At 50.1% G+C, this 18,346-nt stretch carries 16 protein-coding genes; 9 read left to right on the top strand and 7 right to left on the bottom strand.

Translation table 11 applies throughout. The annotated features are described in order from the left end of the window. Positions 1–9 precede the first annotated feature (9 nt). From AC6R0S_RS15225 to radD, 6 genes are all read right to left on the bottom strand, one after another. Positions 10–456, bottom strand: a complete 447-nt coding sequence (locus tag AC6R0S_RS15225) for a hypothetical protein (RefSeq protein WP_500638267.1) — start codon at positions 454–456, stop codon at positions 10–12. A gap of 215 nt (positions 457–671) precedes the next feature. Next, a complete protein-coding gene (gene rplY, locus AC6R0S_RS15220; protein WP_334552334.1) occupies positions 672–950 on the bottom strand; it encodes a 50S ribosomal protein L25 in 279 nt (92 codons plus the stop codon). 187 nt (positions 951–1,137) lie between these two features. Continuing rightward, positions 1,138–2,544, bottom strand: coding sequence for an ATP-binding protein (locus tag AC6R0S_RS15215; protein WP_500638266.1), 1,407 nt, complete (start codon positions 2,542–2,544; stop codon positions 1,138–1,140). Further along, positions 2,537–3,193: a response regulator transcription factor gene (locus tag AC6R0S_RS15210; RefSeq protein WP_500627637.1), complete on the bottom strand. Its 657-nt coding sequence runs from the start codon at positions 3,191–3,193 to the stop codon at positions 2,537–2,539. The genes AC6R0S_RS15215 and AC6R0S_RS15210 overlap by 8 nt, the downstream gene beginning before the upstream one ends. A gap of 15 nt (positions 3,194–3,208) precedes the next feature. Beyond that, the gene (locus AC6R0S_RS15205; protein WP_500638265.1) at positions 3,209–3,619 is read right to left on the bottom strand and encodes a PepSY domain-containing protein; all 411 of its coding nucleotides are present in this window, start codon (positions 3,617–3,619) and stop codon (positions 3,209–3,211) included. 63 nt (positions 3,620–3,682) lie between these two features. Further along, positions 3,683–5,422: a DNA repair helicase RadD gene (radD, locus tag AC6R0S_RS15200; RefSeq protein ID WP_500638264.1), complete on the bottom strand. Its 1,740-nt coding sequence runs from the start codon at positions 5,420–5,422 to the stop codon at positions 3,683–3,685. A gap of 270 nt (positions 5,423–5,692) precedes the next feature. Between radD and AC6R0S_RS15195 the strand changes: the two genes are divergently transcribed. From AC6R0S_RS15195 to AC6R0S_RS15180, 4 genes are all read left to right on the top strand, one after another. Continuing rightward, a complete protein-coding gene (locus AC6R0S_RS15195; protein WP_500627639.1) occupies positions 5,693–6,598 on the top strand; it encodes a LysR family transcriptional regulator in 906 nt (301 codons plus the stop codon). A gap of 60 nt (positions 6,599–6,658) precedes the next feature. Next, positions 6,659–7,360: a 16S rRNA pseudouridine(516) synthase RsuA gene (rsuA, locus tag AC6R0S_RS15190; protein ID WP_500631167.1), complete on the top strand. Its 702-nt coding sequence runs from the start codon at positions 6,659–6,661 to the stop codon at positions 7,358–7,360. Positions 7,361–7,501: 141 nt separating this feature from the next. Continuing rightward, on the top strand, positions 7,502–8,707 hold the full coding sequence (locus tag AC6R0S_RS15185; RefSeq protein WP_500631166.1) for a Bcr/CflA family multidrug efflux MFS transporter: 1,206 nt from the start codon (positions 7,502–7,504) through the stop codon (positions 8,705–8,707). Continuing rightward, positions 8,707–9,360, top strand: coding sequence for a DUF2913 family protein (locus AC6R0S_RS15180; protein ID WP_500631165.1), 654 nt, complete (start codon positions 8,707–8,709; stop codon positions 9,358–9,360). The genes AC6R0S_RS15185 and AC6R0S_RS15180 overlap by 1 nt, the downstream gene beginning before the upstream one ends. Positions 9,361–9,421: 61 nt before the next feature. Here AC6R0S_RS15180 and AC6R0S_RS15175 read toward each other — a convergent pair whose 3' ends face one another. Further along, positions 9,422–10,849 carry a DUF2867 domain-containing protein gene (locus AC6R0S_RS15175; RefSeq protein ID WP_500638263.1) on the bottom strand — a complete coding sequence of 476 codons (1,428 nt, stop codon included), beginning with the start codon at positions 10,847–10,849 and terminating at the stop codon, positions 9,422–9,424. Between the two features lie 119 nt (positions 10,850–10,968). Between AC6R0S_RS15175 and AC6R0S_RS15170 the strand changes: the two genes are divergently transcribed. From AC6R0S_RS15170 to nhaA, 5 genes are all read left to right on the top strand, one after another. Beyond that, entirely contained in the window at positions 10,969–12,342 is a 1,374-nt protein-coding gene (locus tag AC6R0S_RS15170) for an MATE family efflux transporter (protein WP_500628453.1), read from the top strand. Positions 12,343–12,465: 123 nt separating this feature from the next. Beyond that, complete coding sequence (locus AC6R0S_RS15165) at positions 12,466–13,137, top strand: ABC transporter ATP-binding protein (protein ID WP_500628454.1); 672 nt, start codon at positions 12,466–12,468, stop codon at positions 13,135–13,137. After that, complete coding sequence (locus tag AC6R0S_RS15160) at positions 13,118–15,571, top strand: ABC transporter permease (protein WP_500638262.1); 2,454 nt, start codon at positions 13,118–13,120, stop codon at positions 15,569–15,571. The genes AC6R0S_RS15165 and AC6R0S_RS15160 overlap by 20 nt, the downstream gene beginning before the upstream one ends. Further along, positions 15,571–16,695, top strand: a complete 1,125-nt coding sequence (locus tag AC6R0S_RS15155; RefSeq protein ID WP_500638261.1) for a lipocalin-like domain-containing protein — start codon at positions 15,571–15,573, stop codon at positions 16,693–16,695. Before AC6R0S_RS15160 ends, AC6R0S_RS15155 begins: the two co-directional genes overlap by 1 nt. Positions 16,696–17,032: 337 nt before the next feature. Next, on the top strand, positions 17,033–18,199 hold the full coding sequence (gene nhaA, locus AC6R0S_RS15150) for a Na+/H+ antiporter NhaA (protein WP_500638301.1): 1,167 nt from the start codon (positions 17,033–17,035) through the stop codon (positions 18,197–18,199). Positions 18,200–18,346: the final 147 nt, after the last annotated feature.

Below are 18,346 nucleotides of genomic sequence, written 5' to 3'. Positions count from 1 at the left end.
ATGAAACTCTTACTGGATACCTCTTATTTCTCTACCATCTTGCAGGACTTCTTCAATCTCCGCTCCATCAAGCATTTTTCCTAGTGGAGATTGAGGAGTGATGACAACAACGCGGTCGTTATCGAGTTTGTAGCCACCACATGCAGGTAAAAACCAACATGTCATGCCATCTGAGAGCGTCACTATCGCGCCGAGTTTGATCTCATCTTCTTCGTCAAAATCAATAAGCGGCAGGGACTTAAGGCGATTAATGGTTATATCAAATTCAGCCACACGCTGCGATTGGCCATGTGCTAAGTACGCGGCCTCTAGTCCAACGGTATCGTACTGTGTTTCTGCGACACTTTGTTCATGCGTAGCAAGATCATGAGCGGTATCCGCCGCATCCAATGCATTTTTGCGTTGAGTGAAAAGGATCTCTAGGAGCTCGGTGCGCAGTTGTTCTTTGTTCAGCATGGTGTACAAGTGTTTGGGTAGACGCGTTGATAATACTGGATTAGCGATCAGAGTGCGATAGGGGATACAGCAACGATTTTATTTGTTCCAAAAACGGTGAAACCCCGATGTTGGTAGCATCGGGGTTTCGAATTTTTAGAAGTCTCGGTTGGTAAGGCCGATATTCTTTATGCAAAAGGCTGGATTACAATCCGGCTATTCCTTGGTAGGAGGAATTAGATGCGGATGAAGTCCATGTGCTCAACTTTTGGCTTGAAAGCGTGACGTTGAACGTCTTGTGGCTTAACTTTCACTTCAGCGCCGTCGATCACTAGAACGATACCTTCGTAAAACTCAGGCTTGTCCATTTGGTTAACGATGTCATCGTGGTTAAGAACGATCGATACTGGTGCAGCTTCGCCACCGTAAACGATAGCAGGGAATTTACCAGCGTGACGTAGGCGGCGGCTCGCACCTTTACCTAGTTCAGTACGTACTACTGCTTCAAATTTCATAGTAATTACTCTCAAATATGAAAAAATTAACTTCACATCTCGCAATGCGACCTTGCAGATGTGGTGTGCGCTTTAGAGATATTGGTCGTAACTCTTAAAACGAGCGCGGATACTACCATCCATACCGTTTTCTCGCAATAGATATTCGCCGTGCGCGCGACAATTTCGCCTATTTTGTTTCAACGGCTTAGCGCTTTTGCTTCTTGGTTGCACTCGCACGTTGCATGGTGAGGATGGCTTTCAATCCACCTTGAGCACCCGCTTCTAAGCTCAGTGCGCCGCGATAGCTGTGCGCCATCTCTTGTACAATGTTCAAACCTAGCCCCGAGCCAGGGGCGTGCTCGTCTAAGCGCACGCCGCGTTTTAGCACTTGCTGAATGTGCTCTTTGGCAATTCCGGGGCCATCATCTTCAATCACGATGGAGAGTTGATGTCCGTCGTCGGCTTCGCGTTTTGCTTCATCAGTGATGACATCCACACTGTAGATTCTTATCATGCTGCTGGCCCATTTATAGGCGTTCTCCAAAAGATTACCCAGCATCTCGTCGAGATCGGTTTGTTCCACGGCAAGCTCAATATCGGAGTCCAGTTCATTGATGACGGTTAAGCCCCGGCTGGCGTATATTTTGTCAAACGCGAGTGTGATGGCATCGACGCGCTCGGCGGGATTGGATTTTACCGCGAGAATGTTTTTGGCGCCGGCCATGCGCGCGCGTCCGAGGTGATAATCAATTTGGTGCTGAATTTGATCGATGGCTGGGGTCAGCTTCGCTTGTTCTACCTCCCCCAGTTGACGGATTTCATTCTTGAGCACAGACAGCGGCGTTTTTAAGGCATGCGAGAGGTTCCCAGCGTGATGACGGGCACGTTCAAGAAGCTCTTGATAGTGAAACAGCAGCGCGTTGAGGTCACTGATCACCGGAGCTACATCTTTAGGGTAGGCTTCATCAAGGCGATTTTTTTCGCCACGACGCAGCTCGGCCAACTCTTTCTTCATCTTGCCCAGTGGGCTTAATGACCACTCTACTTGCAGCATAATAACAGTCAGAAGCCCAAGATAGAGTAAGCCGAGAATCAGCCACAGCTGACCCATCAACTCGGTGACGGTCGCTTCGATGGGCTGTTCATCCATGCCAATCGTCACTTGAATAGGGCCGCTGTAATCGGGGAAATAGAGGGTCGAATCTATGGTGATGAGTTTCTCGCCTTTTGCCCCAAATACAGCGCTTTTGCCTTTGTGTTTTTTTACGCCTTTGAAGGTCAGCGTCTGATCCCACAGAGAACGCGAACGCAGCGTGTCGCTATCAGTGCTCGCTTGCCAGTAGAAACCACTATAAGGGCGAGTAAAGCGAGGATCGGATAAGCTCGAAGAGAGCGAGAGTTTACCTCGGTCATTGACGTTAAGCGCACCCGCCATTTCATCCATATAAATAGAGAGCTGATCGCGGCTGTCCTCAACCATATAGTGCAGAACTTGGGTCGGTACAGTCACGCCGGCGGCGATGATCATCGCCGTGAGCCAGATGATAGCGGCAAAGACCAGGCGACTTTTTAGGCTGAGCTTTTTAAGGTTGGCGACTCGGAGCTTAGGCATTGAGCTGGTATCCTAACCCACGCACGGTTTTGATGACGTCAGGCGCGATTTTTTTGCGGATACGGCCAATAAAGACCTCAATGGTGTTGGAATCACGATCAAAATCTTGTTTGTAGATGTGCTCGACCAGTTCGGTGCGAGAGATGACTTTGTCTGGGTTGTGCATAAAGTAGGCGACGACTTTGTATTCTAGCGCCGTTAGTGTGACGGGGGTTTGCTGCCAGAGTACGGTAGAGCTGCGGGTATCGAGGCTCAGGTTACCCACCTGCATGACGGGTGAAGCATTACCAGAGGCTCGGCGAAGCTGGGCGCGCACGCGGGCGATCAACTCGACCATCTCAAACGGTTTGGTGAGATAATCATCGGCGCCAGCATTCAGCCCTTCTACTCGCTCGCTGAGCGCGTCACGGGCACTGAGTATCACCACTGGGGTATTGATGTTGTTGGCGCGAATGCCACTCAACACCGAAAGCCCATCCAGTTTGGGTAGGCCCAAGTCCAATACAATCGCGTCCCACTCTTCGCTGGTGGCACGATAGAGACCATCCTCACCATCGGCAGACCACTCACTGACCCAATCTGCATCGTCAAAAGACGCTTGAATTTGTTGCCCAAGGCGAAGGTCGTCTTCAATCACCAATATTTTCATTCTAACCGAGGCTCCTTAGTCAGTGGGTTTAAGCGCGTCGCGAAAGTGTCGGCCTTTGATTTCCAGCATTTCTAAACTGGCTGCATTGTACTCGACTTTAATGATGTTGTTATTGTGGTTGAGTTTGAGCTCATAGATCCAAATGCCATCATCTTGATCCAGTTCGACTTGGATGATTCTACCATGCAAGTCACGCTCGACCGCTGCGTACATCTCGGAAAAGGGTCGAATGTCGCCATTTTGTACCGCTCTGTAGACTTCGTCTTGATCGCCATCGAGATCGACGCGGGTTCCCGGGTGGTACTCATCTTGAACTAGGGCGTGGCCGTCTTGTGCCGCACTGGGCAGAGAAAAGAAGACGGCACTAGCAAGAAGAAAGGAAGCCGGTAAAAATTGACTCATACGGGGTGTTCTCAGTGTATTCATCAGTATATTCCTCTGTTCAGAATCAACATGAGCATACACGCAACAAGATGAACCTTGAGTGAATTATCCGCTCAGCTCATCGTCAAAGATTTTATCGCGCATTTTCCAAAAGCGCCCGACCTTACGCGCAATCACAAACTGCGGCGGGCGAAAGCGGTGTTGGTTATCGACCACTTTACTCGGTGATAGGGTATCAAAGGGGCGATGCTTGTCCGCCAAATGCGGACGAACGAAGCGATCTTTGAAGGTCTTTTTCTGTTTAGGCGTGGTGAGAGACCAAAATTCATGCACCTTGGCATCGTTGTCACCCACGTAGCTGACCCGGAGCTGGTTTTTACCTTGGCCATCTTTGTGCAGCGAAAAGTCCATCGCCAAGCACTCAAACACTAAAGCATCTTTAAGATTTAACGCCTCTTTAAGCTTCTTGTCTGGGTCGACTAAGGTGGCGTCACACTCATGGCAAATACGCGCAGCTATATCGTTATCGGCGCCGCAATCACCGCAGTATTTTGCGCGAAAGCGGTAGTTGCAGTGCTCGCGCTCGCCCGTCTCTTCATCGGTAAAATACCCTTGGCACTTACGGCCAAAATGTTCAATTAAAAAGCCATTGCTATCGAGCTTGCCCCAAAAGTTGTTGTTAAAGCCACAAGCCGGACAGGGGATGGTGATGATCTCGCTGTCCGAGTCTGGTTTTGGATCGCCCACTTCGGGTTGATAGAGATCGTAACTGTTGCCCGCGTAATCAAGCACCAAGCAATCGCTTTTCCCCGGTGATAAACGTAGCCCACGACCGACAATCTGTTGATACAAACTGACCGATTCTGTTGGACGCAGAATGGCAATCAGATCCACATGCGGCGCATCAAAGCCCGTCGTCAGCACCGAGACATTGACCAGATATTTGATTTGGCGCTGCTTAAAGCGTTCGATGATGCTGTCACGCTCCGTAGTAGGCGTATCACCGATGACCAGCGCGGTGTGATCGCTAGGGAGAAGCGAAAAGACCTCCTGCGCATGCCTCACCGTGGCGGCGAATATCATTACGCCTTGCCTGTGCTCTGCGTGTTGGATGATTTGTTCGACGATTTGTGGTGTTGCGCGCTTGGCATTGTCAATCACCATATCAAGTTCTGACTCTTTATAGCGCCCGGTACTGGCGGGTTTGAGTTGCGAGAAATCATAGCTCAGTACCGGGGCATCGAGCAGCGTAGCGGGCGTTAGAAATCCTTCATCAAGTAAATATTGGATAGGCAGTTCAAAGATGCAATCGCGGAAGAATCTCGGTTCATCACTGCGCACTAAGCCACGTGTGTGGTACTGGTAAATCCAACCCATCCCAAGGCGATAGGGCGTGGCCGTCAGACCAAGCACTTTAATGCCAGGGTTAAGCTCGCTCAAGTGGCGAATGACTTTTTGATAACTGGTGTTTTTGTCATCTGGTACGCGGTGACATTCATCGATCACCAGTAGCGAAAATTGGTGACTGAACGCGTCCAAATTGCGCACAACCGATTGCACCGAGGCAAACACCACTTGCTGATCGGTCTCCTTGCGGCCAAGCCCGGCAGAAAAAATCGCCCCCTTTAACCCGTAACCTTCGTACTTGGCGTGGTTTTGCTCAACCAACTCTTTGACGTGTGCCAGCACCAAGACGCGCCCTTTTGCCAAACGCGCTAATTCTGCGATGACTAAGCTTTTCCCTGCACCCGTTGGCAACACAAGCACCGCAGGGGTTTGATTGGCGCGAAAGTAATGGATTACCGCTTTGACGGAGTCTGCTTGGTAGGGTCTGAGGGTGTACATGGTAATGCGTAGCTGAGAATTTTTTACAATTATACACAGGTAAAAGTGTTATTTTAATATGAATTAAATTCATATTAAAACTGTCTTTTGTTCTGTCTATACTCATCTCAATATGTGGTATCTTGATAGACAGTACTGATACGTAGACATTGTGTAGATAAGAGTGCAAATAAACAAACCCGTGTCACAATCAACGAGCATCGCCCTTGCTACATAGGGCTAGCCTTTGCTGTATTGGTGATAGAAGTTTAGCTTTAATCAGGGAAATCGATGCCAAAGGCCACCCATTTTGATTTTAATCTTTTGCGCGTATTTCTTAGCGTCTACAAAAGTCACTCATATACTGTGACCGCCGAGGAGTTGGATTTGACCCCCTCAGCGGTGAGTCATGCGGTCAAACGACTCAATACACAATTAGGGGAAACCTTATTTCAGCGTAAACACGTCGGTGTCGAGCCAACGTTTGTCGCGCATGATCTGTTTAAGCAAGTCGCTGAACCATTTCATTCGATAGAACGGACCATTCTCGGTTATGAGGATTTCTCGCCAAGCAAAACGGATCGAGCGTTTCGTGTCTATGTGCCTGACGTGTATATGTCAGACCTAATTCAGCGTTTGGTTGGCCAGCATGACATTAGCGCTGAGGTGATATTCGCCGCGTTACCCTCCGATCAAGATGACACTTATGATTCACTCGCCAGCGGGGTGGTCGACTTGGTGGTGGATTATGTTGCGCCCAGACTGGGAGGTATTGCCTCTCAACTAGCTAAAGAGGAGTCGATGGTGTGCGTGGTCCATCGTGATCATCCTCGTATTGGCGATACCATTAGTTATGAGCAGTATTTTGCCGAGTCTCACGCTTTTCTGAATTTGGTGCGATTTAATACTCGCGCTGCGGATACCTTGGCTAAGCAGCCGATCCCACAGCGTAAAATACACAGCGACCACAACTCACTGTACTCAATGCTACACACGATTGCACATACAGATGCTATTGGTATCTGTACACAAGACGTCGCCAGCCTTATGCAAGCATCATTACCCATTAAAACGATGGCTGTACCTTATGAGATCAACAAGGTCGCGCTATGGGTCAATTGGCCGAAGAAGCTGGATAATAACCCAGCGAATCAGTGGCTCCGCTCATTGGTGATTGAGTTGCTGGCGCAAGCGTAAAGGGTTCGCAGCGCGCAGTGAACTCTGTATACTGCGCGGCGAACACAGAGTGAGGTAAAAATGCGTTTAGACAAATTTCTCTGCGATGCCTTAGGTGCGACGCGAAAAGAAGCCACGAAAATCATCAAAAGTGGCGAAGTGACGGTCAACGATGTGGTGCAAAAAAGCGGTGCAGTTAAAGTTTCCGACACGTGCGTCGTCGAGTGGCAGGGTCGTGAAATCGGCAAACCAGGACCAAAATACATCATGCTTTACAAACCTGAGGGATTTGTCTGCTCTCATGAAGACGGTTTTAATCACACCGCGTTTGTGCTGCTAGATGAAGTGAAGATTGAAAACCTGCATTTTGCTGGGCGATTAGACGTCGATACCACAGGTTTGGTGTTGATTACCGATGATGGCCAGTGGTCGCACCGCATCACTTCACCGAAGCATAAGTGTGAGAAAACGTACCGAGTGTGGCTGGCCGATCCTATCGGTGACGACTATGCTGAAAAATTCGCCCAAGGCATCGAACTGCGTAATGAGAAAGAGCCGACGCTGCCCGCGAAACTAGAAATCATCAACGCGGATGAGCACGAAGTGCTGCTGACCATTACTGAAGGCAAGTACCACCAAGTGAAACGCATGTTTGCTGCACTGGGCAATAAGGTTGAGCATCTTCACCGTGAACGCATCGGTGCTATAGCGCTGGATGATTCGCTTGAACCGGGTGAATACCGTTACCTGACTCAAGCAGAAATTAATTCTATTTGGAATTAATCCCCCAATTTGGAAGAGCTTTATTTCCTAATAGGAACTAGTAATTTGATCTCAATCGGTTGAATATAGTCCGGTTGACTTCATTTCTTTTGACGAGCCGCCTTTCTGCGGCTCGTTTTTTCGCTATCGGATAGGAGACTTATGTCTGATACTGCTATGACCAAAACCGACACGCCTCAGTTGAGCTTTTTGTTGTTTTTGGTTTTGGGTGCCATTGGTGCCTTAACGCCACTGGCGATTGATATGTATTTGCCCGCGATGCCCTCCATCGCTGCCGATCTCGGTGTCGAAAGTGGCGCGGTGCAAATCACCCTTACGGCTTATACCGCGGGCTTTGCTATTGGTCAGTTGATTCATGGTCCATTGGCGGACAGCTATGGTCGTCGCCCGGTGCTGATCCTTGGCGTGCTGTTTTTTGGTTTGGCCTCATTGGTGAGTGCAACCACCACAAGTATTGAAGCGCTCACTTGGGTGCGTACCGCGCAAGGCTTTGCGGGCGCTGCAGCGGCCGTCATTATTCAAGCTGTCGTCCGTGACATGTTTGATCGTGAGGATTTCGCGCGCACCATGTCATTTGTGACCTTAGTCATTACCATTGCGCCGCTGGTGGCACCGATGATCGGTGGTCACGTCGCCATTTGGTTTGGCTGGCGAGCAATTTTTTGGATCCTGGCGATTTTTGCCGCCATCGTGATCGCTTTGGTGCTATGGAAAATTCCAGAAACCTTGCCAGTGGAAAAGCGTCAGCCGCTGCGTTTTCGCACCACGATGCAAAACTACGCCCGTTTGTGCGCCAACCCTGTAGCGATGGGGTTGATTTTTTCCGGTGCGTTTTCATTCGCCGGTATGTTTGCCTTTTTGACCGCAGGCTCGTTTGTCTACATTGATATTTATGGCGTACGCCCAGATCACTTTGGTTATCTGTTTGGTTTGAACATCGTTGCGATGATCATCATGACCAGCATCAATGGCCGTTTGGTACGTAAAGTCGGCTCGCACGCCATGCTAAGATTTGGTCTTGCGGTGCAACTGCTCGCCGGCATTGGGATGTTTATAACCTGGATGCTGGATCTTGGCCTTTGGGGCACCGTACCTTTTGTGGTGCTGTTTATCGGTACGTTATCGACTATCGGCAGTAACAGTATGGGACTGCTGTTGAGCGGCTATCCGTCGATGGCGGGTACGGCGTCATCATTGGCGGGCACGCTGCGTTTTGGTACAGGTTCCGTAATTGGCGTGGTGGTTGCGATGTTGCCAAGTGATGCGACTTGGCCGATGATAGCGACCATGACGGCATGTTCGATACTCTCTGCCGTGTTGTATGGATTTTTTGGAAGAAAGGCGTAATGTCTGAATACACAGTTGAGATGCGCAAGTTAGTCACACTTGCGCTAGAAGAGCTCGATGCGCAGCATCGTTTAGGAAAGCTGACCGACGCTCCGGTCGCCAACAATCACTATTTAGTGCGTTGGGTGACCCGAGCGCTTAAAGAACAGCGTTTTCATCGCGTGGTTGGCAATGACCTGACGCGTTGGCAAAAAATGGGGCGCTCAAAAGGCAACGAAGCAGGACTATTGTTCACGTTTAAACGCATCGCTAAGCTGTACGATACCTTCTTTAGTGGTGAGGAACGAACGCTGAAAGACAGTGATATTGAGCAGTTCCTGGATCTGATGGAGAACGCGGATTGGGAAGTCTCTACCTCAGAACCCTTAGTGGGTGTGGGTAAGGTGCAACTCTTTACGGAAGGGCAAAATTCCTTGGCGATGTGCGCGGATCAATGTGACGCTTGCTTTGAAGGCGAGGCTTTAGTTAATCCGATGAGCTGGTTTGTTCGTGGTAATCACGCCGAGTTCGTTGAGAAAGCCACCGCCGCAGGCTTTTTGGTGCACAAGGTGACCGACTACAAGTCGAATGTGAAGTACCACGGTGAATATCTGATTTTTCCTGCCAATCGTGGAACGCAGTTGCCCGAAATTCCCCTTAGCTTGACGGCTTAGCCTGAGTTCTTAATCATAAAAACAACGCCTTGCTTCCACGCAAGGCGTTGTTTTTTTGGCTTTATTCTGCTGCCTTTCTCACAATAGCTCTGACCATGCCTTTGAAGATAAACAGGTGCGGTAGCATCATGGCAAACCAATACATTAACCCCCAAAAACCTTGCGGGTGCCACCAAGCGGTGACGCTGAGTGTGCGCTGGGTGCCATCATCCTCAATAGAAAATTCCAAACGGCCCAAACCAGGCCCTTTCATACCAAACAGCAATGAGAGAAACCGCTTGGGTTCACAGCGGATCACTTTCCACGAGTCAATAAAATCACCCACTTTAAGCTCTGGTCCGGGAGGTTGACGCCGAATCGGCGCTCCAGCGCCAAACAAGACGTCAAGCCATTCGCGCGTTCGCCACAAGCCATTGGCGAAAAAGTAACCCTGATCGGGTTGGCCGATGGTTTGAATGATTTGCCATAGTGCGTCGGAACTCAGTGGCGTTTTTATCGTTGCGCCTGCCTGTTTCGGGTAATAGCCATAGCCCGGTTGCCAGCGATTCTGGGCCGCAGGGTCATACCCCCACACGTTACTGCGCACGAATTCTCCCTCTTGCTCTATCGCGCGCTCAATCATGGTTTGAAAGTCAATTAAGGTCTGTGGGTAGCGAGTGCGTATCTCGGCTGAATCCGCGACAAAGTCATGAGACAGCCCCGCCAGAAGCGCTGAGCCGACTGACGCAGGAACGGAGGTCACCAAGGCGAGCCAACGCGAGGCCATCTTAGGCGTGAGCAGCGCAGTGCTGACAAGTCGAACCCGTTTGCCCGCCGCTTGACCGATAACCTGAAACTGTTCTCGATAGGTCAACACATCTGGGCCGCCCACTTCAAAGCATTGATGCTGAGTCACTCGCTCTTTGATCAGGCAGAGTAGGTAGTGATTAAGGTTCGCCAATGCGATGGGATTGGCTTTTGAATCGACCCATTTAGGCGCGATGAGAATAGGCAGGTTGTAAACAAAGTCGAGCATGATCTCAAACGCCGCCGAGCCAGGACCAATGATGACGCCAGCACGTAACTCGGTGATAGGCACGCCCGCTTGACGGATGATCTCTCCGGTCATCAAACGCGCTTTAAGGTGTTGTGAGTTGCCTGTTTGCGGTTGGAGCGCACTTAAATAAATCACATGTTTCACTTGGCTCACTCGAAGTGCGTCGCGAAAATGTTCTGCCAAGCTGATTTCATAATCGACAAAGTCTGAACCGTGGGCCATACCGTGTACCAAAAACAGGACGATATCAAAGGCGCGCACTAGTTTGATGGTCTCGGCGCGATCTGCCAGGTCTAAGTAAGTCAAGGTGAGGTTGGGATGCGGTTGGATACGCGCCTTCAATGCCGAAACATCTCGCGAAGCAGCAGTGACGCTGTAACCTTGTTCGCACAGCTGAGGAAGCAGTTGTGACCCGACATAGCCAGATCCGCCCAGCACCAACACTTTTTTCATCGACATTCCTTATGGCCTTGAGCAACAAAGTGATTCACACCTATAATAGCGACAAGTGGCAGCTCTGCCCAAACCCACCGCTCAACGCTTTGATCACCTTACCAAAAAAGGACGTGCTCTTGTTCATTTCTCAGGTTTTGTCGCACACTCGTGGCGATTTTATTCGTCGCCTTATTGCTATTGCGCTGCCCATCACCTTGCAAAGCATTATGTTCTCTAGCCGAGGCTTGGTGGATGTGATCATGCTGGGTCAGTTAGGTGAAGCGGAGATCGCCGCGGTGGGTGTGGCCGCGCGTGCGACATTCGTGACCACCATTATGCTGGTTGGGGTGACCACCGGAGGCGCACTGCTTACGGCGCAGTATTGGGGCGCCGGTGATCAGCAAGGGGTGAGGCAGAGTACGGCGTTAACTTGGCTTGTTTCGATGGTATTTGCGGCGTTGACCGCAGCGTTTTTCCTCCTCTTTCCGAGTGAGATTATGGCGCTGACAACGGATTCTGAAGAGGTCAATCAACTGGGCAGCGACTACTTGGTGTTAACCTCGGTGAGTATGTTTGCTGTGGCCTGCGTAGCCAGTATGTCTGTGGGTTTGCGCGCCATGCATCGCCCCGGCATTAGTACTTTCTTTAGTGGCATCGGCATTGTTGCGAACATCTTTCTTAACTGGGTGCTTATCTTTGGTCAATTTGGCATGCCAGCCATGGGCATCAAAGGGGCGGCGATTGCTACCGTGCTCAGTGGTGCGATTGAAGTGGGCACCTTGTATGGTTATCTCTATCTGCGTCAACACTTACTGGCGTTTGGTGTCGATGACATCAAGGCTATCCTAAAGCTGGACAAAGTCGTGCGCTTCTTAAAACTCTCTCTGCCGACGACCTTTAATTTTCTCGCTTGGGCTGGGGGACTGTTTGTCTATCACGCCATTATGGGACAATCTGGCGTGCAGGGTTTGGCGGCGCTCTCGGTGATGACGCCGGTTGAGTCGATCTCTCTCAGTTTGTTGATTGGTATGTCCAATGCAGCAGCCGTGTTGGTCGGCAATCAAATTGGTGCTAAAGCGTATAAAGAAGTCTATTACCAAGCGATTGGCGTCACGATATTGAATGTGGCGGTCAGCGTGATCGTGGCTATCTTACTCTATATGGTTCAAGGGGCGGTGCTTGGTGCCTTCAGTGCCCTGACCGATGAGACCCGCGCGTTGGCCGATCAGTTCATTGTGATTTTGAGTGTGGGGATTGTGCTTCGCTCTGTCCCCATGATGCTGATCGTAGGTGTATTGCGTGCGGGGGGCGATGTGAAGTTCTGCCTCTATCAAGATCTTGTCGCGCAGTGGTTGATAGGTATTCCTTTGGCCGCCTTTGCTGCCATAGGTCTTGGACTTGAGCCTCAGTGGATTTATCTGCTGTTTCTAACCGAAGAAGCGATCAAGTGGTTTGGATCCATATACCGTACCAAAAGTAAAAAGTGGATTCGAAATTTGATCGAAAATTAGACATCGTGCAGCGAAGTGGTGGGGTTTGATGCATATGTTGTGATCTCCCCTCCAAAACACTTTCTACTCATCACAATTTAGTGTAGATTCACAGTCCCATTTCTATCAAAGGTGAGACGGTTAATGCTACAACTTACAGACCTATGTAAAGGCTATGTCGACGGCGGTGAGTTTCACCCTGTCTTACAAGGTGCTGAGTTGTTATTAAACCAGGGGCAGCAAATTGCATTAATGGGCGAGAGTGGGGCTGGCAAGAGTACCCTGCTCAATCTGATTGCTGGGCTGGATGTCGTTGATTCTGGCATCATTCGCTTCCCTAACATGTCGATGGACAGCGCAACTGAAAGCGAGCGCACCCTCTACCGTCGCAATAATATTGGTCTTATCTTTCAGCAGTATAACTTGCTGCCCACTCTTAATATTGCCGATAACATTCGCTTCTGCCGCCAATTGAAAGGCTTACCAGAAGACGCCGGATTGTGGCGACAAATATTATCAGCGTTGGATCTCATGCCGCTGCTTGGCCGTTACCCTGAAGAGGTATCGGGCGGTCAGCAGCAGCGAGCCGCGATTGCTCGCGCGCTCTATATGGAGCCTAAACTGCTGCTTGCCGATGAGCCAACAGGAAGCTTGGATGAGCGCAATGCTGAAGCCGTGATGCGACTTTTGACCTCATTGAGTCGCCAATTAGATTGCACCCTACTGTTGGTGACGCACAGTGAGCGCGTAGCTGAACACATGCAAGGAAAGGTACGTCTGCAAGGAGGGCAACTCCATGTTATGGCCCGTCATTAAGGCATTACTGGGGCATTACCGACGTTATCCTTTTCAAATTCTGCTTGTTTGGCTTGGCCTGACACTGGGCGTCTCGTTATTGGTTGGCGTAACCGCGATCAATGAGCATGCGAGACAAAGCTACGCGCATGGCGAAAAACTCTTTTCTAATCCTTTGCCTTATCGCATCCGCCCCAAACACGCGACCAACAAGATTCCGCAAGGTTTTTACATTCAACTGCGCCGAGAAGGCTTTCATCAATGTGCGCCGTTTGATTTCGTTCGCGTCAGAACCAAGGATTACCGCGATCTGGTCGTCGTGGGCATGGATCCTATGTTCATGCTCAAAGATACGCCCGCGACACGCTTAAAAAGCGCTTCAATTCTTGAACTGATGAAGCCGCCATACCCGATTATGGTCAGTGCTGAGTTGGCTGAGCACATGCGTTGGCATAATAACGACTTTGTCGAACTTGGCGATGGCAGTAAGCTAGGGCCGATCATCGTTGATAAGCAAAATTTGATCCACGGGACTCGTATCGTCGCGGACATGTCGTTGGTACGAATGATTGAACGCAGTTCTGGTCTGTCGGTCATTGCGTGTGGTGAGATGCCGCTCGAGAAAGTCGAGCGGTTGAAAGAGCTCTTGCCCAACGGCATGAACTTGACGCGCAACTCTCGGGTTGAACTCGAAGCGCTCACGGAGGCGTTCCACGTCAATCTCAGTGCAATGGGTATGATGGCGTTCGTAGTGGGGCTGTTTATTTTCTATCAAGCGATGTCGCTCTCTTTAATTCAACGCCAGCCATTAGTGGGTGTACTTCGTCAAACCGGTGTCAGTGGCGTTCAATTGGCAGCGTCGCTGTGCATTGAATTAGTGGCGCTAGTCTTGGTGAGCTGGCTGTGTGGTAACGCCTTTGGCATGGTGCTCGCGAAGCAGTTGATGCCAGCGGTATCGGCAAGCCTTGGTGACCTCTACGATGCGAATGTTGGCTTGGTGATTGGTTGGAGTTGGTCTTCCAGTCTTTACAGCCTCTCTCTGACCTTACTCGGTGCCATTATCGCCTGTGGTTGGCCTTTGGTGAGATTGCTGCGCTCTCAGCCGGTCCGTTTAACCACTCGTCTCTCTTTAGTGCGCTTCGCCGGCCGTGAATTCTCAATTCAAGCGTTGATTGCTGTTGGATTAGCGGTGGCGGGGATCGCCATTTACCAAGCGCCACAAACTCAACAGACAGGCTTTGCCATTATTACCTGCTTGCTGCTTGGTGCCGCGCTCATCACGCCGTTTATTATCTGGAAAGTGTTCAATGTCCTTTCCTATAAACTGCGCTGGGTGAAAGCGCGTTGGTTCTTTGCTGACGCCGCATCAAGTATGAGTTACCGCGGTGTGGCAACCATGGCCTTTATGCTGGCGATGGCTGCCAACATTGGGGTGGAAACCATGGTGGGTAGCTTTAGAGATACGACGGATAAGTGGCTATCCCAGCGTTTGGCCGCCGATCTCTACATTTACCCGAGTAACAGTGCGTCGGTTCGAATGAGCAATTGGTTGACCAAGCAACCCGAAGTGAAGTCGGTCTGGTGGCGATGGGAAAAAGAGGTCACGGAGAAAGAAGGCGTGCTGCAAGTGGTCAGCACCGGTGGTTCCGAAGGGGAGCTAGAAGCGCTAACTGTTAAACTCGGTATCCCGAACTATTGGTACTATCTGCACAACACCAAAGGGGTGATGGTCAGTGAGTCAATGGCGTTGAAGCTCGGCATTCGTCCCGGTGATACCTTGGATTTGAAAGGTCGACTTGGCAGTGGTTGGCAAGTGGTCGGCATCTACTACGATTACGGCAACCCTTACAATCAGGTGCTTTTATCACACAGAAATTGGTTGTACGCCTACGCAGGACGCGGCAATGTGGCGCTCGGCGCTGTGCTCAATGATGGCACCGATTCCAGTGCCTTGAAACGCCGTTTGGAGACGGTGTTTAGGATTGACGCTGAGCGTGTGTTTGACAACAGTCATATTCATAAGCAAGCGCTGCACATTTTTGACCGCACCTTCTCTATCGCAGACACCTTGGGCAACATTACCTTGATTATTGCTGTGTTTGGTATCTTTTTCGCCACTGTCGCGGGCGAGATCTCGCGCCAAAAACACGTCTCTTTGCTGCGTTGTCTTGGCATGAAAGGGTGGGAGCTGATCGTGATGGGCGGTTTACAACTGTTTGTCTTTGGTACCATCGCGATGCTGATTGCATTGCCGCTCGGTTGGGTACTGGCGGAGTTGGTGGTGGACATTATCATCAAACAGTCGTTCGGTTGGACGCTTGAGCTGCAATTGATTCCGCAAGCTTATCTCATCACTGGTTTGCTGGCGATGGGCGCATTGATGGTAGCCGGGGCTCTGCCGGTATTGCGGATGGTACGAAACACGCCGATGAAATCGTTAAGGGATGCATTGTAATGACACAAGGTCGAGTGTTGAGTCGTTCAGCCATTATGGCAGTGGGTTTGGTGGTCGCAGGGCTCATTGCGCTGTTGATCATCTTTCGCGAGACGCCACTTGAAGAGCCAAATGACTTCGATAGCATGAATGACATGCTGCGCGCGCAAAAAAGGCAGGTCTTTGAGCCTGTGCTGCCCAACTACCCCGTGATTTTACCCAACGACTTTTCCTTCAATAATGAGTACCAGCACGGTTGGTGGCAGTTCTTCGCTAATGTGCAAGGTGAGGCCGGCACTGAATACGGGATTCAGTGGAGCTTTATTCGGATCGCCAGTCATGATCAACCTTTGCGTGGTTGGTTAAGCCCCGAGGTCTACGTGTCTCATCTTGTGATATCGAGTCAATATGGCGTTTGGAAAGAGCAGCGGGTCGCCAGAGGTGGGATTGGCCAAGCAGAAATGACGTCACAGCCTTTTCGCATGTGGATCGATAATTGGAACTGGCGCTCACTTGGCAGAACACCGTTTCCTGGCATGCTCACTGCGCAAACCGATGAATTTAGTGTCCAGTTGAGTGCGTCGACCAATGGGCCTTTTGTCCTGCCGGGTGAACGTGGCTACGTGGCCAAACACGATTTGCTGCCGATTGCGTCCTACAATATTTTCGCGCCTTTCCTTAATGTTCAGGGCTCAATTACATTGCCGGGCGATCGTCAGATTAAGGTCGATGGCAAAGCGTGGATGAGTAAAGAGTGGGGAAGTGGCTTACTCGCTGAAGGGCAACAGGGCTGGGATTGGTTTGTCGTCCATCTGGATGATGAAACCACGTTATCTGTGAGTCAGTATCGTCAAAACAAGCAACTTCCCTACTGGTTTGGTACCTTATCCAGTAGCGATGGGAAAGTGATTAACCTTGCAGACTCTGATCTTGTCATTACACCCAATGCGCCAAGTCTCGTCGCGCGTGGCAAGCGAGTGCCGATGAGTTGGACGATAGAAGTCCCCGCGCATAATATTCATCTCACCGTATCTGCGACTAATCAGAATCTTTGGCTGCCCTTCTTTGTGCCTTATTGGGAAGGACCAATAAAAACTACGGGTAGTCATAAGGCACAAGGCTTCATGCAGCTGATAGGGTATTAACTTTACGCATTGTTTCTAATTGATTGTCGTTGTTAAGAGCAGGTTATCTCAGGGTGATCTGCTTTTTTTTTGCATGTTCTATACTAATGATTCAGTTTGTTGATAGAAGTGAGGTTGAACCTATTCGTTGGTGCTATTTATGCTGGGCATTGCATTGATTTTATGGTTCGTCGCCTCAATTTGTGATACACAATCAGAGAGTTAGGTTGATTGTGTCCGACAGGTGACATGTTTAGCGACGACATCAATGCGGCATGATAGCCCTAGTGTCTCTAAGCATTCATTGGGTGTTCTCGTCAGGTTTTTATAAATAGCGTTATCAGATAGGTCTTAAATGATGAACAAATGGGTCCGTGACTTCTTCCGATTGGAGTCTGCCAGTGGGATTTTACTTATCGTCGCCGCTGTTGTGGCGATGACTATCGCAAACTCACCTTTAAATGAACATTATCAGCACTTTTTACACATCTATATTTTTGGGATGTCACTATCGCATTGGATTAACGATGGTTTGATGGCGATTTTCTTCCTGGTGATTGGCCTTGAAGTCAAGCGTGAACTGGTGGAGGGGGCGCTCAAGTCAAAGGAAACCGCCACATTACCAGCGGTTGCTGCCGTGGGGGGAATGGTGGTTCCTGCGTTGATTTATGCTGGTATGAACTGGGGCAACGACAACGCAATGGCGGGGTGGGCGATTCCTGCGGCAACGGATATCGCGTTTGCACTGGGTATTATGGCGCTCTTGGGTAAACGCGTCCCGATTGCCCTTAAGGTGTTTCTATTGGCACTGGCGATCATCGATGACCTAGGCGCGGTACTGATTATCGCTTTCTTCTATACGTCAGACTTGTCGACGCTTGCGTTGACCATGGGCTTTATCTCTACGGGTGTGTTGTTTTGGCTTAACGCGAAGCGTATCACGCGCCTGACTCCCTACCTGATTGTCGGGGCGATTTTGTGGTTCGCGGTGCTGAAATCTGGCGTTCATGCGACACTTGCTGGCGTGGTGATTGGTTTTGCTATTCCGCTAAAAAGTGAGAAGGAGCTCTACTCACCACTCAAATACCTTGAGCACTGGCTACACCCTTATGTCTCCTATGGCGTGTTGCCTCTTTTTGCATTGGCGAACGCGGGGATCTCGTTGCAGGGCATTGCAATGGACGGCCTAATGTCAACGGTGCCACTCGGCGTCGCGATGGGGCTATTGCTCGGTAAACCGATAGGCATCATGTTGTTCTGTTGGGCCTCACTGGCGCTGAAAATTACTGTGTTGCCAGAAGGCATCACTAAGCGACATCTGTTTGCCGTCTCTATTTTGTGTGGCATTGGTTTTACGATGTCGATATTCATCTCTTCATTAGCCTTTGGTTTCGATTTTGCCACGCTCGACACTTACGCTCGTTTAGGTATCTTGATGGGGTCAACACTGGCAGCGGTATTGGGCTACATTGCTCTGCGTGTTTCTCTGCCGAAAGAGCCTGTGGCGGTGTCCGCTTCATCCTAGTGATATAAACATCTAACTTCAGCCCGCCAGGTTACCCCGGCGGGCTTTTTTTTGTTAAGGGCCTGCGGAATCGTTCAAAGGGAAAGTACGCGAAGAGGCCAAAGTAAGTAACACGACAAAAAAGTGTTTCATCGTGTTTCGTAAATG

This window comes from Vibrio sp. R15-SG3-ISO1B, assembly GCF_059833835.1.
This window is presented reverse-complemented; position numbering and strand designations above follow the sequence as displayed.